This window comes from Variovorax sp. VRV01 (assembly GCF_014852545.1).
Lineage (GTDB): Bacteria > Pseudomonadota > Gammaproteobacteria > Burkholderiales > Burkholderiaceae_C > Variovorax > Variovorax beijingensis_A.
The window spans coordinates 145,514-160,423 of sequence record NZ_JACVBS010000004.1 but is presented as its reverse complement, the minus strand read 5'-3'; the positions used below and the strand labels follow the sequence as shown (position 1 = coordinate 160,423).

The 14,910-nt window shown below is 67.1% G+C and carries 16 protein-coding genes and 1 riboswitch; of the genes, 6 read left to right on the top strand and 10 right to left on the bottom strand.

The features are described 5' to 3' along the window. Positions 1-9: 9 nt before the first annotated feature. From tolQ to ribD, 8 genes are read right to left on the bottom strand one after another with little or no spacing between them, the layout of a single operon-like run. Complete coding sequence (tolQ, locus tag IB278_RS09110; RefSeq protein WP_012748214.1) at positions 10-732, bottom strand: protein TolQ; 723 nt, start codon at positions 730-732, stop codon at positions 10-12. Next, on the bottom strand, positions 729-1,187 hold the full coding sequence (locus IB278_RS09105) for a YbgC/FadM family acyl-CoA thioesterase (protein ID WP_145744974.1): 459 nt from the start codon (positions 1,185-1,187) through the stop codon (positions 729-731). The genes tolQ and IB278_RS09105 overlap by 4 nt, the downstream gene beginning before the upstream one ends. Next, the gene (locus IB278_RS09100) at positions 1,184-2,380 is read right to left on the bottom strand and encodes a pyridoxal phosphate-dependent aminotransferase (protein WP_192323249.1); all 1,197 of its coding nucleotides are present in this window, start codon (positions 2,378-2,380) and stop codon (positions 1,184-1,186) included. The genes IB278_RS09105 and IB278_RS09100 overlap by 4 nt, the downstream gene beginning before the upstream one ends. Continuing rightward, positions 2,377-2,922 carry a transcription antitermination factor NusB gene (gene nusB, locus IB278_RS09095; protein WP_145744978.1) on the bottom strand — a complete coding sequence of 182 codons (546 nt, stop codon included), beginning with the start codon at positions 2,920-2,922 and terminating at the stop codon, positions 2,377-2,379. The genes IB278_RS09100 and nusB overlap by 4 nt, the downstream gene beginning before the upstream one ends. Continuing rightward, a complete protein-coding gene (ribH, locus tag IB278_RS09090; protein WP_192323248.1) occupies positions 2,919-3,389 on the bottom strand; it encodes a 6,7-dimethyl-8-ribityllumazine synthase in 471 nt (156 codons plus the stop codon). Before ribH ends, nusB begins: the two co-directional genes overlap by 4 nt. Positions 3,390-3,394: 5 nt before the next feature. Next, complete coding sequence (ribBA, locus tag IB278_RS09085) at positions 3,395-4,549, bottom strand: bifunctional 3,4-dihydroxy-2-butanone-4-phosphate synthase/GTP cyclohydrolase II (protein ID WP_145744982.1); 1,155 nt, start codon at positions 4,547-4,549, stop codon at positions 3,395-3,397. After that, positions 4,546-5,211 (bottom strand): riboflavin synthase, encoded by a 666-nt coding sequence (locus IB278_RS09080; RefSeq protein ID WP_145744983.1) that lies wholly within the window; start codon positions 5,209-5,211, stop codon positions 4,546-4,548. Before IB278_RS09080 ends, ribBA begins: the two co-directional genes overlap by 4 nt. 55 nt (positions 5,212-5,266) lie before the next feature. Further along, a complete protein-coding gene (gene ribD / locus IB278_RS09075) occupies positions 5,267-6,394 on the bottom strand; it encodes a bifunctional diaminohydroxyphosphoribosylaminopyrimidine deaminase/5-amino-6-(5-phosphoribosylamino)uracil reductase RibD (RefSeq protein WP_145744985.1) in 1,128 nt (375 codons plus the stop codon). A 199-nt stretch (positions 6,395-6,593) separates the two neighbouring features. Here ribD and IB278_RS09070 point away from each other — a divergent pair, with 199 nt between their 5' ends. The 6 genes from IB278_RS09070 to IB278_RS09045 are packed head-to-tail and all read left to right on the top strand — an operon-like array spanning position 6,594 to position 13,006. Then, positions 6,594-7,121, top strand: coding sequence for a GspH/FimT family pseudopilin (locus IB278_RS09070; protein ID WP_145744987.1), 528 nt, complete (start codon positions 6,594-6,596; stop codon positions 7,119-7,121). Continuing rightward, positions 7,067-7,666, top strand: a complete 600-nt coding sequence (gene pilV / locus IB278_RS09065; protein ID WP_225612822.1) for a type IV pilus modification protein PilV — start codon at positions 7,067-7,069, stop codon at positions 7,664-7,666. The genes IB278_RS09070 and pilV overlap by 55 nt, the downstream gene beginning before the upstream one ends. Next, on the top strand, positions 7,663-8,460 hold the full coding sequence (locus tag IB278_RS09060; protein ID WP_145744991.1) for a PilW family protein: 798 nt from the start codon (positions 7,663-7,665) through the stop codon (positions 8,458-8,460). The genes pilV and IB278_RS09060 overlap by 4 nt, the downstream gene beginning before the upstream one ends. Further along, positions 8,457-9,143 (top strand): PilX N-terminal domain-containing pilus assembly protein, encoded by a 687-nt coding sequence (locus tag IB278_RS09055; protein ID WP_192323246.1) that lies wholly within the window; start codon positions 8,457-8,459, stop codon positions 9,141-9,143. The genes IB278_RS09060 and IB278_RS09055 overlap by 4 nt, the downstream gene beginning before the upstream one ends. Positions 9,144-9,163: 20 nt before the next feature. Continuing rightward, on the top strand, positions 9,164-12,535 hold the full coding sequence (locus tag IB278_RS09050) for a pilus assembly protein (RefSeq protein WP_225612821.1): 3,372 nt from the start codon (positions 9,164-9,166) through the stop codon (positions 12,533-12,535). Between the two features lie 24 nt (positions 12,536-12,559). Continuing rightward, on the top strand, positions 12,560-13,006 hold the full coding sequence (locus IB278_RS09045) for a type IV pilin protein (RefSeq protein WP_145745220.1): 447 nt from the start codon (positions 12,560-12,562) through the stop codon (positions 13,004-13,006). A gap of 12 nt (positions 13,007-13,018) precedes the next feature. Here IB278_RS09045 and nrdR read toward each other — a convergent pair whose 3' ends face one another. Together nrdR and glyA are read right to left on the bottom strand one after the other, a co-directional pair. Then, complete coding sequence (nrdR, locus tag IB278_RS09040) at positions 13,019-13,462, bottom strand: transcriptional regulator NrdR (RefSeq protein WP_012748200.1); 444 nt, start codon at positions 13,460-13,462, stop codon at positions 13,019-13,021. Between the two features lie 19 nt (positions 13,463-13,481). Further along, complete coding sequence (gene glyA, locus IB278_RS09035; protein WP_145744994.1) at positions 13,482-14,726, bottom strand: serine hydroxymethyltransferase; 1,245 nt, start codon at positions 14,724-14,726, stop codon at positions 13,482-13,484. A gap of 41 nt (positions 14,727-14,767) precedes the next feature. Continuing rightward, positions 14,768-14,894, bottom strand: a riboswitch (ZMP/ZTP riboswitch). Positions 14,895-14,910 lie beyond the last annotated feature (16 nt).

The following is a 14,910-nucleotide window of genomic DNA, read 5'->3' as shown; positions in this document are numbered from 1 at the left end:
TAACCTCGCTCAGCGGTTGGCCGGAGCCGCCGAAGTTGCCGACGCCACCGCGGCCGGATTGGCCGAGAGGTTGCGCTGCAGGATGTTGGAGAACTCCTCGATGTAGGTTTCGAGGGCAATCGCGATCTTGTCGATCTCGCGCGCGAAGCGGTTGTAGCCCACCACCGCCGGAATGGCGGCGAACAGGCCGATGGCGGTGGCCACCAGCGCTTCGGCAATGCCGGGCGCCACGGTGGCCAGCGTCACCTGCGCGAGCGCGGCCAGGCCGGTGAAGGCATGCATGATCCCCCAGACCGTGCCGAACAGGCCGACGTACGGCGACACCGAGCCCACGGTGGCCAGGAACGACAGGTTCTGCTCGGCCGCGTCGAGTTCGCGCTGGAAGCTCGCGCGCATCGCGCGGCGGGCGCCGTCCAGCAGCGTGGGGGCGTCGCTCACGTGGCGTTCGCGCAGCTTCTGGTACTCGCGCATGCCCGAGGCGAAGATGCGCTCCATGGGCCCCGCGAACTTGGCGTTCTGCGCGGCCGAGGCAAACAGTTCGTTCAGGCTGGTGCCCGACCAGAACTCGCGCTCGAAGTCGTCGTTGAGCGCGCGCATGCGGCGCAGCGCGAAGTACTTGCGGATGATCGCGGCCCAGCTGGCGATCGAGACGATCACGAGCAGCAGCACGACCAGTTGCACCACGAAGCTCGCATGGAGCAGGAGATTGATGATGGAGAGGTCTTGGTTCATGGCTTGAAAGGTTGAGTCATGGAGCCGCCGCAGCGCTCGAGGGTTCCCGCAACTTGGGCTGGTATCCGCGCAGGACGCAGTGTGGAGGCATCCACCCAGCCGATGCGGATCGTGCCTTCGCACAGCAGAACCGGCGCCGCGGCCCCCATTCGTTCCTGCTCTGTTTTTGATAGCACGCGTTGACCGATTATCAACGACGCCGTGCCCAGTTGTCGGAGATCGGCTGTAACCAGCAGTTCGTCGTCGAGCCGCGAGGGGCGATGGTATTTGAGCTGCGTTTCGCTCACCACGAACTGGCCGCCGGTTTCCTCGCGCAGCTTTCGCTGCTCCACGCCCAGCGAACGCAGCCACTCGGTGCGGCCGCGCTCCATGAACTTGAGGTAGTTGGCGTAGAACACGATGCCGCCGGCGTCGGTGTCTTCCCAGTAGACACGGATCGGAAACGCGTAGCTCATCGGGCAGGGTTCGCGATCATGGCGCGCAGGCGCTCGACCGATTCCTGCAGATGTGCCATCGAGCTCGCAGTGGAGAAGCGCACGAACCTGGCCGTCTCGGCGGTGCCGAAATCGCGGCCCGGCGTCACGGCCACGTGAGCGCGCTTCATGGTTTCGAAGGCGAAGTCCCAGCTGCCCGAGATGCCCAGCTTCTCGGCGACGGCGGTGCAATCGGCCCAGGCGTAGAAGGCACCGTCGGGCACCACCGGCACGTTCAGGCCCAGCGCATTCAGCTGCGGAATGAACCAGTCGCGTCGCGCCTTGAACTCGGCGCGGCGGCGCTCGTATTCGGCAATGCTCTCGGCCTCGAAGCAGGCCAGCGCCGCGTACTGCGACACGGTGCTCGCGCAGATGAAGAGGTTCTGCGCCAGCCGCTCGACCACGGGCACCAGCGCCTCGGGCACCACCAGCCAGCCCAGGCGCCAGCCGGTCATGTTGAAGTACTTGCTGAAGCTGTTGATGCTGATCACGTTGTCGTCGATGGCGAGTGCCGTCTGGCCAAACGCGTCGTCGTACGAAAGCCCAAGATAGATCTCGTCGATCAGCGTGATGCCGCCGCGCCGCGACACCACCTCGTGGATGCGGCGCAGTTCATCGGGCGCGATCGAGGTGCCGGTCGGGTTGGACGGCGAGGCGAGCAGTACGCCGCGCGTCTTGTCGGTCCACGCGGCCTCGACCTTGGCGGCGGTGAGCTGGAAGCGTTCTTCGGCCGTGGTCGGCAGCAGCACGGCCTTGCCGTCCGCGGCACTCACGAAATGGCGGTTGCACGGATAGCTCGGGTCCGGCATCAGGATCTCGTCGCCGGATTCAATCAGCGCCAGGCAGGCCAGCTGCAATGCGGCCGAGGCCCCCGCGGTCACCACGATGCGGCGGGCCGGCACGTCGACACCGAAGCGCTGCGCATACCAGCCGCTGATGCGCTCGCGCAGCAGCTCCAGGCCGGTGGCCTGGGTGTACTGCGTGGCGCCGGCGCGCACCGCGCGGGCGGCGGCTTCCTGCACCAGCGGCGGGGCCGTGAAGTCGGGCTCGCCGATGTTCAGGAAGATCATCGGACGGTCGGTGTGGGCCACCTCGCGTGCGAGCACGCCGGCGGCCTTGGCCACCTCCATCACGTAGAAGGGTTCGATGCGCTGTGCGCGCGCCGAGATCCTCATGCCTTCGCTTTCCCCGAAGCCCGGTCGGCTTCCACTTCGAGCGGGCGAAGTTGCGGCGCCAGGCCATTGAGTACGGCGTTCACGTACTTGTGGCCGTCGGTGCCGCCGAACTCCTTGGCGAGTTCGATGCACTCGTTGAGCACCACGCGCCATGGCACGTCCAGGCAGTGCTGGAACTCGTACACGCCGATCCACATCACGGCGTGTTCGATCGGCGAGATCTCCTCGAACTTGCGGTCCAGCAGCGGGCGGATCAATGCGTCGAGCTGCTCGGCGCCCTCGATCGAACCGTGCAGCAGCGCGTCGTAGTGCGCGGCGTCGGCCTTGTGGAAGCCCGCGAGGTCGCGCGTGAAGTGGTCGATCTCGGTCGGGTCGTTGCGGCCCACCAGGTGCTGGTAGAGCGCCTGCAGCGCGAACTCGCGCGCGCGGCTGCGGTTCGACTTGGCCGAGGCCTTGCGCGCGCCGGTGCTGGTGAGGCCGGTGCGCACTTGCCGCGCCGGGCGCGGCTTGGCGCCGGCTGCCTTGTTGTTGTCTTCGGTCATGTGAGGGAGGCCAGCAGCCGCGCCATCTCGACAGCCACCTGGGCCGCATCGCGGCCCTTGTCGGTCTGCCTGGCGACGGCTTGCTCGAGGTTTTCGGTCGTGAGGATCGCGTTGGCGATGGGAAGGCGATGGTCGAGCGCCACGCGGCTCACGCTCGCGCCCGATTCGTTGGCCACCAGTTCGAAATGGTAGGTCTCGCCGCGGATGATGCAGCCCAGCGCCACCAGCGCGTGGTAGCCGCCGCGCACGGCCATGGCCTGCAGGGCCACCGGCACTTCGAGCGCGCCCGGAACCTGCACATGATGGATGTCGTCAGCGGCCACGCCCAGCCTCTCGAGCTCGGCCAGGCAGGCGGCGGCGAGCGCATTGGTGATGTCGGCGTTGAAGCGCGCCTGCACGATGCCGATGCGCAGGCCTTTTCCGTCGAGCGGCGTGTTGTTGTCAGCGCCCTTGTTTGCACCTTGCATGGTGGTCAGTCTTTCGTGAGGTAGCCGGCAATTTCGAGGCCGTAGCCTGCGGCCATGCTCGGCATGCGGCGGGGCGTGCCGAGCAGGTTCATCTTGTGCACGCCGCATTCGCGCAGGATCTGCGCGCCGATGCCGTAGCTGCGTAGGTCCATGCGGCCGCGTTCCGGGGCTTGCGCGGGCCGTGCGGTGCCGTCGAATTGCGCGAGCAGTTCGCCGGCCGTTTCGCCGCAATTGAGCAGCACGGCCACGCCCTTGCCTTCGTTCGCGATGTGCGCGAGGCTGGCGTCCAGGCTCCACGAGTGCAGCGAGCGGTTGATCTCGAGCGCGTCGAGCACCGACAGCGGCTCGTGCACGCGCACCGACACCGTGTCTTCCGGCGCCCACTTGCCGCGCACCAGCGCCAGGTGCACGCCACGGCTCGGCTTGTCGGTGAAGGCATGGGCGGTGAAAGTGCCCCAGGCCGTCTGGATCTCGCGGCAGCCGACTTTTTCGACCAGCGATTCGGTGCGGCTGCGGTGCTCGATGAGCGCGGCGATGGTGCCGATCTTCAGGCCATGCTCGGCCGCGAAGATCTGCAGGTCGGGCAGGCGCGCCATGGTGCCGTCTTCGTTCATTACCTCGCAGATCACCGAGGCGGGCGAGCAGCCGGCCATCGCGGCCAGGTCGCAGCCGGCTTCGGTATGGCCGGCGCGCATCAGCACGCCGCCGTCCACCGCCTGCAGCGGGAAGATATGGCCGGGCTGCACCAGGTCGCTGGCCACGGCGTTGCGCGCCACGGCCGCCTGCACGGTGCGCGCGCGGTCGGCGGCCGAGATGCCGGTGGTCACGCCTTCGGCCGCCTCGATGGAGACGGTGAAGGCGGTCGAATGCTTGGCGCCGTTGCGCGACACCATGGGCGGCAGCTGCAGCCGCTCGCACATCTCGCGCGAGAGCGTGAGGCAGATCAGCCCGCGCGCATGGCGCGCCATGAAATTGATGGCCTCGGGCGTGATGTGATCGGCCGCAATGACGATGTCGCCTTCGTTCTCGCGGTCTTCCTCGTCGACCAGGATCACCATGCGGCCGGCGGCGAGCTCGGCCACGATCTCCTCGACGGAAGAAATCGGCGCGGGCGCCCGCGTGCCGCGGGGAGCGCCGATGGGCGTGACGGAAGCGTTCATTCGGCGGTGTCCTTGGAGTATGTGGAAGAGGGCGGCACCAGAACGCCGGCCTGGAGCATGCGCTCCACGTAGCGCGCCACGGTATCGATTTCTAGATTGACCTTCGAGCCGGCCTGGAGGCTGCCCAGCGAAGTGTTGTCGACGGTGTGCGGGATCAGGTTGATGCTGATCTCGGCGCCGTCTTCGATGTCGCTCACGCTGTTGACGGTCAGGCTCACGCCATTGACCGTGATCGAGCCCTTGTAGGCCAGGAAGCGCGCCAGCGCGGGCGGCGCCACCACGCGCAGCTCCCAGCTTTCGCCGACCGGCGCGAAGTGGCTGACCGTGCCGATGCCGTCCACGTGGCCGGAAACGATGTGGCCGCCCAGCCGGTCGCTGGCGCGCAGCGCCTTCTCGAGGTTGATGCGGGCGCCTTCCTCGGTCAGCCCCGCGGTCTTGTCGAGCGATTCGGCCGAGATGTCGATGGTGAACTGCTGCCGCGCGGGGTCGAGCGTGGTCACGGTCATGCACGCGCCATTGAGCGCAATGCTGTCGCCGAGCCCGACGTCGTCGAGATAGCCGTCGGGCACCGCAATGCCGAGTCTTTTGCCGTAGGAGGAGGAGGGGCCGAGGTCGTGGATGGCGGCGATGCGCCCCACGCCGGTGATGATTCCGGTGAACATCCGCGCATTTTCGCAGACATCCTGGGTCCGCCCGGCGGGCGCCTGCATTCGCCCGCTAGAAAGCGTCCCTTCCCGCGACCCGGGCCACGATCCGCAGGTCCGGCCCGATCCGCTCGATGGTCCTGAATTCCAGCGGCAGGGCGCCGGCCAGGTCGGCCAGCGGCCCGCCGGTGTGGATGCCGGAGGCCATGTCCAGGCCGTCGCCGATGAGCTTGGGCGCCAGGTACACCAGCAGCTCGTCGACCAGGCCCTCGCGCAGCAGCGAGCCGTTGAGCTTGTGGCCGGACTCGACGTGGAGTTCGTTGACCTCGCGCTTGGCCAGATCCCGCAGCATCGCGGCCAGATCGACCTTGCCCTGCGCATTGGGCAGGCAGGTGATGGTGGCGCCGCGCGCTTGCAGCGCGGCAGCCTTGGCGCTGTCCTGTACCGCGGCGTAGATCCAGACGGGGCGGCCGGCCATGAAGATCTGCGCGCCGGGCGGCGTCTGCAATTGGCTGTCGACCACCACCACGTGCGGCTGGCGGCTGGTTTGCACCAGCCGCACGTCGAGCCGGGGATCGTCCTCCAGCACCGTGCCCACGCCGGTCAGCACCGCGCTGGCCCGGGCCCGCCACGCGTGGCCGTCGGCGCGCGCCGGTTCCGAGGTGATCCATTGGCTCACGCCGTTGCGCAGGCCGGTCTTGCCGTCCAGCGAGGCCGCGGTCTTGAGCCGCACCCAGGGCGTCTTGCGGACCATGCGGCTGAAAAAGCCGATGTTGAGTTCGCGTGCTTCCTCCGCGCCCGGCCCCACCTCGACCGCAATACCCGCGGCGCGCAGCCGCTCGAAGCCCTGGCCGGCCACGAGCGGGTTGGGGTCGGCGATCGATGCCACAACCCGGCCGATGCCGGCCGCGGCCAGCGCCTCGCAGCAGGGCCCGGTGCGGCCGTGGTGCGCGCAGGGCTCGAGCGTGACGAAGGCGGTGGCACCGGCAACCGAAAGGCCCCGCGCCGCGGCATCGCGCAGCGCCATCACCTCGGCATGCGGGCCGCCGACCTGCTGGGTGTGCCCTTGGCCGATCACGGCGCCGTTGGCGTCCACGAGTACGCAACCGACGCGGGGATTGGGGTCGGTCTCCGGCCCGGCCTGGCGCGCGAGGTCCAAGGCTTGGGCCATGAAATTCACAATTTCATTTGCATTTGTCATTTTTTTATTAAATTAAATCTATTTGAAAATCAATTTAAAACAATTGAAGCCAATGATCCATTGATCCGTTTATTTCGACCGCTCGTCGTTCAACAGCTGGTCAATAGAAATTTGCCAAATAGAATTTTTGAAAAATTGCAATCAGGGAGAAAAACGTCCGCCGCTCCAGCCACTTCGGCGAGGCGGCGGACGGTACGGCATGAAAAACGGATTCTGCGCGTCCGCGAGGACGCATTTCCGCCGACCCGGAACGCCACGCGGCTTCACGCTGGTCGAAATGATGGTCGTCATCGTACTGATGGCCATCCTGCTGGCGCTGGCGCTGCCCAGCTTCAACAGCCTGGTCGAAAAGTACCGCGTCGAGGGCATGGCTTCGGCCCTGATGGCGAGCGTGAGCCACGCGCGCGCAGAGGCGGCTCGGCGCGGGCAGGCCGTGACCATCCGGCAGCGCGCGGAGTGCAGCGGCGCAGACTGGAGCTGCGGCTGGGAAACAGTGGTCGGCAGCGGCGACGGGTTCGAAATCCTCCAGCGGCAAGACCCCGACACGCGCGTTGCGGTCGAGAAAAGCGCCATGGGGCCCATGGCCTTCGATCCCATGGGCCATTTTTCGAGCGTCGCCCGCATCAGCTTCCACCCGGCGGGGAGCGCCAGTTCATCCAACGATGTTGCCGTATGCCTGTCGCTGGGCTGGCGTACCCGAGTGGTGAAGGGGGGCAGCGTGTGCTGAGCTGCCTGATTCGCGAGCCACGCAAGCTGCGCAGGGGTCAGGCGGGCTTCTCGATGCTCGAGGCCCTGGTGGCCATTCTCGTGCTCTCGTTCGGCCTGCTCGCGCTGGCCGGCTTCCAGCTGCGTGTGCTTTCCGACAGCGTGGGCGCGAGCAACCAGAACATCGCTGCGCAGTTGGCCGGCGACATGGCCGATCGCATCCGTGCGAATCCCGTGAGCGGCGCCATGGCGGCCAGCCCCTATGTGGCCGACTGGACGGCGGCGGGCGCCACCGAACCCACCCCCGCGTGCGCAGGGGCCAAGGCCAGTTGCACCGCCGCTCAGCTGGCGGCTCACGATCTGTGGACCTGGAAGCAGCGGGTGGCGAGTGCATTGCCGGGCGGCGTGGCCGACGTGCAGAGCAGCAAGGCCGCCGGCGGCCTGCTGTTCGTGCACATCGCCTGGGAAGAGCCTGCTGCAGTCAACCCGATCGCACCGGATTCGGCCTGGAGCTGCCCGACCGGCAAGGCCTGTCAGGAAGCCATCGTCGCGGTGCCACAGCCATGAACAACAAAGCCTTCTCCTTGCGCCAGGTCGGCTTCACGCTGGTCGAGATCCTCGTCGCGCTGATCATCGGCATGCTGGTGGTGCTGGCTGCGATGGCCAGCATGCTCGGCACGCGCAGCACCGCCATGACGGGTGATGACGTCAATGCGCTGCACCAGTCGTCGGCGCTGGCATTCAGGCTGCTCGGGCAGCAGATCCGGCAGGCCGGCTACTTTCCGATCGATGCCAACGGGCCGCTGTATTACTTCGACGTCAATGCGGACACCAAGCTCGGGAGCGAGCCGGCCTTCTTCGCGATCAAGGGGCAGGAAGCGGCCGCCGGTTCGGTGAACGACACGCTGAAGGTCGGCTATGCGCCGAACCCGGATTTCTTCCACGACTGCCTCGGCCAGGTGGCCAAGAGTTCGGCGGGCGCAGCGTACACCCCCGGCAATCCCGCGGATCCCGCGAACGTGCGCCTGATCACCAGCGAGTTCTACGTGGTCAACGGCACCTTGCGGTGCATGGGCAGCGGCAATACCACGCCAAAGCCGATCATCGACGGCGTCGAGCGCTTCGATGTCATGTACGGCATCGGCGATGCCGGAACCGAACGCGTGGTGCGCTACGTGACGGCCGCAAACGTCGCGAGCTTCGATCAGGTTCGAACGGTGCGCGTGTGTCTGCAGCTTGCCGGTACTTCCAGGAGCAACCCGGGCGGCAGCTACGTCGACTGCGACGGCTCGTCGCGGACCAGCAGCGACGGCAGGCTGCGTCGCGTCTACACGGCGGTGTTCGCGCTGCGGAACCTATGAAACACATTCAGGTCCCCGGCAGATGCGCGGCGCAGCAGCGCGGATTCTCGCTGTTCATCGTGCTCATCATGCTGCTGCTCTCGGCGCTGCTCGCGGTGGGCGGTGCGCGGACGGCCCAACTACTCGAATCGATGGCGGGCAACCAGCGCGACTACCAGCGCGCCTTCGAAGCCGCCGAAGCCGCATTGCTGGATGCCGAGCGCGACATCCGGCAACTGGCCTTCGATGCCGCGACGCAGACCTACGTGGCGTGTTCTGCGCTCGTGGACTCGCCTTGCCGCAAGGCCGCGGACAGCCGCGTCTTTCCCGATCGGGATACCGGCTGGGTCACCGCCTACGTGGGCAAGGGCGCCAACAGCTGCGAGCGTGGCATCTGCTACTTCGCCGGGACGGACTCCGTGGGCGCTGCTTCGGGCAGCGAGGCCTACCGGTTCTGGACCCGTGCCGCGTACGTGGACCAGTACGCCGCCTATGGTCGATTCACGGGCGCGCCGACGGCTGGCAATCCAGCCCTGGCCAGTGCCAGGTACTGGATCGAGGTGATCGACCGTCCCCGGAGTGACGAGCCGCTGTACCGGATCACTGCGCTCTCCACCGGCGCGCGCACGGCCGGCACGGGCGGCGGCACGCGGGTCCTGTTGCAGATGTCCTTCGACCCGGCCGCGGTCAGGAAAGTGAATTGAGCATGGCAAGAAAAATCGAGATGAGCATCCACAGGTTTTCGAGGAGCGCCGTGCTGTGCGGCCTGGTGCTGGCGCAGGCCGCGGGGCACGCCGCGCAATATCCGCTGGCCCAGGCGCCGCGCAACACGGCGGTCAAGGAGCCCGCGCCGAACGTGATCGTGTCGGTCGACAACTCGGGCAGCATGGCGTGGTCGTCGCGGGCTTCGGATGGAAGCTCGGAACCACCGGCTGGCATACCCACGCGGCTGGAAGCGCTGAAGACCGCGCTCAGGGACAACTTCTCGGCGGCCAACATCCCCAACGACCGGATCCGCCTTTCCTGGCAGGCGATGAACAACAACAAGGTTGGCGGCTGCGTCGGCTTCTTCGGCGACACCGCCGCGGGCGCCTATCAAGCCGGCAGTTGCCTCGTCAATGGCCGGGCCAATGCGAACCTGATGCGTTCGCTCGATGACACGCATCGCGCCAACTTCATGAGCTGGGTCGATGCCCTGGCGGCGGCCGGCGGAACACCCTTGCACGCCATGATGACCCGCGCCGGCGAATACATGAAGACGACAGGCCAGTTCAATCCCTATTCGGATGACCCGGGGGTGGAAGGGGCGACCCAGTCGAGCTGCCGCAAGTCTTTCCACATCTTCATGACCGACGGCGACTACAACCTGTTTGGATTCAACCCCGACCCCGCGGCACTCGGCATGCCTGCCATCGGCAATGCGGATGGAACGGGCCGCACCTTGCCCGATGCTGTGGCCTACGTGCCGCGTGCACCCTTCAAGGACGATGCAGGGGCGGTCAACATCGGCCTCAACTGGGAAAAAGACGCCTCCGGCAACTGGAGGCCGAAGGCGGAATACCGGCCCACACTGGCCGACATGGCCTTCCACTATTGGGCCAGCGACCTGCAGCCCGCCGTGTCGAACAACCTCAAGAAGGTCGTTGCAGAGCCCGGCGACGTGAGCGTGGGAACGGCGACGGTCCCCGAGTACTGGAATCCCAAGAACGATCCCGCCACCTGGCAGCACCTGAGCACCTACACCATCGGCTTTGGCGCTGCCTCGTCGTGGACGGGCACGCCGGCCATCTCGGCGAATGCGCCGCAGCCGACCTACAGCGGGGACTACGCGCGTTTGGCCGATGGCTCGATCGCCTGGAAGGACCCGCTGGCGAGCACCTTGGCGGCGAACGGAGGATGGTATTCCGCAAGCGGCGCCTATGGCTACTACCACGAGCTCACCGACAACGCCGCCGCCGTGCGCATGGACCTCTGGCACGCCGCGCTCAACAGCCGGGGCACCTTCACACCGGCCGCGAACGCGCAGGCCCTCGGCGATGCCTTCCGATCGATCCTCTCGCAGATCCTGTTCAACACCAGCACCCCGCTGACCTCGATCTCGGCCAGCGGCAGCAGGATATCGAGCGCCACCTCGGCCTACCAGGCCGGCTACGACACGGCCGACTGGTCGGGCAAGCTGACGGCCACGCCGTTTGGCAGCAACGGCAAGCTGGCCGCCACGCCCGCGTGGTCGGCGCGCGAACTGCTCGATGCGCGCATGTCCGTGGCCGGCGCGCACGACAGCGATCGCAAGATGCTGAGCTTCTCTGGAACCACCGCGGCAACACCCACCAGCGCCGCGGCCGCCGGTGCCGGCGTGCCATTCCGATGGGCCAACCTGAGCGACGCGCAGAAGGCGGCGCTCAAGGGCAGCACCGGCACCGACACGGCAAGCACCGCCCTCGGGCAGGGCGTGCTCGACTTTCTTCGCGGCGACCGCAGCAACGAGGGCACCGGCCTCGGCCTGCGCAGGCGCGGCCACGTGCTGGGCGACATCGTGGACTCCAGCGTCTGGTACACGGGCAAGCCCAGCAGCGGCTTCACCCATGACGGCTACGCCGCGTTCGCCTCGACCATCGACCGCAAGCCGACGGTCTATGTCGGCGCCAACGACGGCATGCTGCATGCGTTCAACGCCGGCACCGGCCAGGAGGCGTTCGCCTATGTGCCCGAAGGCGTCTATGGCACGGCGGCGGCGCCCCAGCTCAAGAAGCTCAGCGAGAGCACCTACTCGCACAGGTACTACGTCGACGGCAGCCCCTTCGTGGCCGACATCTACATGGGTTCGGCCGCCGACGCCATGGCCACCGACACCGAGAAGGCGAAGCTGTGGAAGTCCTTCCTCGTGGGCACGCTGGGGGCGGGCGGCAAGGGCTACTTCGTGCTCGACGTCACCAAGCCCGAGAACATCGGCGAGACCCATGCCGCCGACGTGGCCGTGATCGACACCACCGCGCTCGCCGACGACGACCTCGGCCACCAGTTCCAGCAACCCGTGCTCGATTCCTTTTCCAGGCGCGCGCTGCAGGTGGCGCCGCTCAACAACGGCCGCAGGGCCGTGATCCTGGGCAACGGCTACAACAGCACGAGCGAGAAGGCGATGCTGTGGATCCAATACCTCGACGGCGACAAGTCCGTGCTGAAGATCCCCGCGCCCGCCACGCAGGCCACCGGCACCGGCAACGGGCTCTCGGCGCCGCAGGTGGTGGACAGCAATGGCGACGGCAAGGTCGACTACGTCTATGCCGGCGACCTGCTCGGCAACCTCTGGAAGTTCGACCTGAGCAGCGGCAAGAGCAGCGACTGGAAGGCTACCTTGGGCTCCGGCACTGCAGCATCGAGCCTGGACGGCACGCCGCTGTTCGCCGCCGGCGCCACGCAGCCGATCACGGCCGCGCCGCTGGTCGCCGACCATCCGCGCGGCGGCTACATGGTGATGTTCGGCACCGGCCGGCTGTTTGCCGCCGGCGACGAAAGCAGCAGCGCCAGGCAGTACCTGTACGGCGTCTGGGACCGCGCCAACGGCAGCACGGGCACCGCGGTGCTGGCCGACCTGGTGGCGCAGACCATCGGCGCCGGCACGGTGAAGGAAGGCGACGTGGAATTCCGCACCGCGTCGAGCCACGGCGTGAGCTACAGCGGCTCAGGCGGCAAGCGCGGCTGGTACCTGGAACTGGGAACCGCCGGCGAGCGCATCGTCTACCCGGGCGACGCGCTGAGCGGCAGCGCGGGCCTGTTCTCGTCCACCATTCCCGGCTCGGCGAGCAATTCGCTCGACTGCGCGCCGGGCACCAGCGACGACGGCTGGTCGATGGTGATCGACTTCTTCAGCGGCGTCGTCCCCGACGGCATCGCCTACAACGGGTCCACCAGCGCGCTGGGCGGCTATCTCGGCTTCCGCAACCACTCGGGCCGGGACGACATCGTCTTTCGGCCGCAGAACGCCGCGGAAAAAGGCAAGCACGTGATCTGCAATGCGGCCGGCGGCTGCAACGAGACCGAGCTGCCGCAAGCCGTGCGCCGCTTCGGCTGGCGCAACCTGATCTCGTGGAATTAAGGCCGCATGAACAAACATCTTGAAATGCAGGCCCGCAAGGAGCGGATTCGCCCGCGCGGCTTCACGCTGGTCGAACTCATGATCGTGGCGGCGGTGATTGCCATCCTGGCCGCGATTGCCTATCCGAGCTACACGCGCTATGTGCTGCGGGCCAAGCGGGCCGATGCCAAGCAGCAACTGCTGCAGGCGGCGCAGTGGACCGAGCGCTACCTGACGGCCAACGGGCAATATCCACCTGCGACCGTCCCGCTGCCGGCCGGGCTGCAGCAGGCGCCATCGTCCGGCACGGCGAACTACGCCATCGGCTACGCCGCAAGAACGGCAACCACCTACACGCTGCAAGCCGTGCCTCAGGGCGCATCGAAAGCCGACGAGTGCGGAACGCTCACGGTGAACCAGCAGGGCGTCAAGCTGGCGGCCGGCCAGACCAGCGCTTCGAATGCGTTGGTGCAGGCCTGCTGGAACCGCTGAGCGCGCGGCTCTTCAGATGTCCCGCAGCAGCTGCCGGAACTCGTCCACGTCCTCGAAGCTGCGGTACACCGAGGCAAAGCGCACGTAGGCCACCTTGTCGAGCTTCTTGAGCTCACGCATCACGAGTTCGCCCACCTTGGTCGAATCGATTTCGCGCAGGCCGCTGGCAAGGAGCTTCTGCTCGATGCGCAGCAGGGCGTTGTCGATCTGCTCGATGCTGACCGGCCGCTTGCGCAGCGCCAGCATCATCGAGGCGCGGACCTTGCCCGATTCGAAGTCGGCGCGGCTGCCGTCCTTCTTGACGACCACCGGAAAGTTGACGTCGGGCCGCTCATAGGTGGTGAAGCGCTTGTCGCAGGCGCTGCACTGGCGGCGCCTGCGCACGAAGTCGGCGTCTTCCGAAACGCGGGTCTCGACGACCTGCGTTTCGAGATGACCGCAAAAAGGGCATTTCATGCGGCCACTTCTTGCGGGATCAGCGGTAGACCGGGAACCGGCTCGTCAGCGCGTGCACCTTGGCGCGGACCGCGTCGATGTTGGCGGCGTCGCGCGGGTTCTCGAGCACGTCGGCGATCAGGTTCGCGGTGATGCGCGCCTCTTCGTCCTTGAAGCCGCGCGTGGTCATGGCGGGGGTGCCGATGCGCACGCCGCTGGTGACCATCGGCTTTTCAGGGTCGTTGGGGATCGCGTTCTTGTTGATCGTCATGTGGGCGCTGCCCAGCACGGCTTCGGCTTCCTTGCCGGTGATGCCCTTGGCGCGCAGGTCGACCAGCATCACGTGGCTTTCGGTGCGCCCGCTCACGATGCGCAGGCCGCGCTCGGTGAGCGTGTCGGCCACGATCTGGGCGTTCTTGACCACCTGCTGCTGGTAGGCCTTGAACTCGGGCGACATGGCTTCCTTGAACGCCACGGCCTTGGCGGCGATCACGTGCATCAGCGGACCGCCCTGCAGACCCGGGAAGATCGCGCTGTTGATGGCTTTCTCATGCTGCGACTTCATCAGGATGATGCCGCCGCGCGGGCCGCGCAGGCTCTTGTGGGTGGTGGAGGTGACCACGTCGGCGTGCGGCACCGGGTTGGGGTACACGCCCGCGGCCACCAGGCCGGCGTAGTGGGCGATGTCGACCATGAAGATCGCGCCCACGTCCTTGGCCACCTTGGCGAAGCGCTCGAAGTCGATGCGCAGCGAGTAGGCCGAGGCGCCCGCGATGATCAGCTTGGGCATGTGCTCGTGCGCCTTGCGCTCCATCGCGTCGTAGTCGATGGCTTCGTTGGCGTCCAGGCCGTAGCTCACCACGTTGAACCACTTGCCGCTCATGTTCAGCGGCATGCCGTGCGTCAGGTGGCCGCCTTCGGCCAGGCTCATGCCCATGATGGTGTCGCCGGGCTTCAGGAAGGCCAGCATGACGGCCTCGTTGGCCGAGGCGCCGCAGTGCGGCTGCACGTTGGCGGCGTCGGCGCCGAAGATCTGCTTGATGCGGTCGATGGCCAGTTGCTCGGCCACGTCGACGTGCTCGCAGCCGCCGTAGTAGCGCTTGCCGGGGTAGCCTTCGGCGTACTTGTTGGTGAGCTGCGAGCCCTGGGCGGCCATGACGGCCGGCGAGGCGTAGTTTTCACTCGCGATCAGCTCGATGTGGTGTTCCTGGCGCGCGTTTTCGGCCTGGATGGCAGCCCAGATTTCAGGATCGGTCTGTTCGACCAGGATGTTGCGGTGGTACATGGCAGTCCTTTGAAGACGAGGTCCTTGTTCTTCAACCAAACAAGGGCTGCCCAGGCGAACGGCTGAACGCCTGAATGGATGCCAGGCGGCACGCTTCCCAGTGGTATTCCACGTCAGCGCAGGGCACCTTGCGGGGTGCTGCGCCTATCGCCAGTCGCGTACGGGGTGGAGTGTAGCGCAGGGG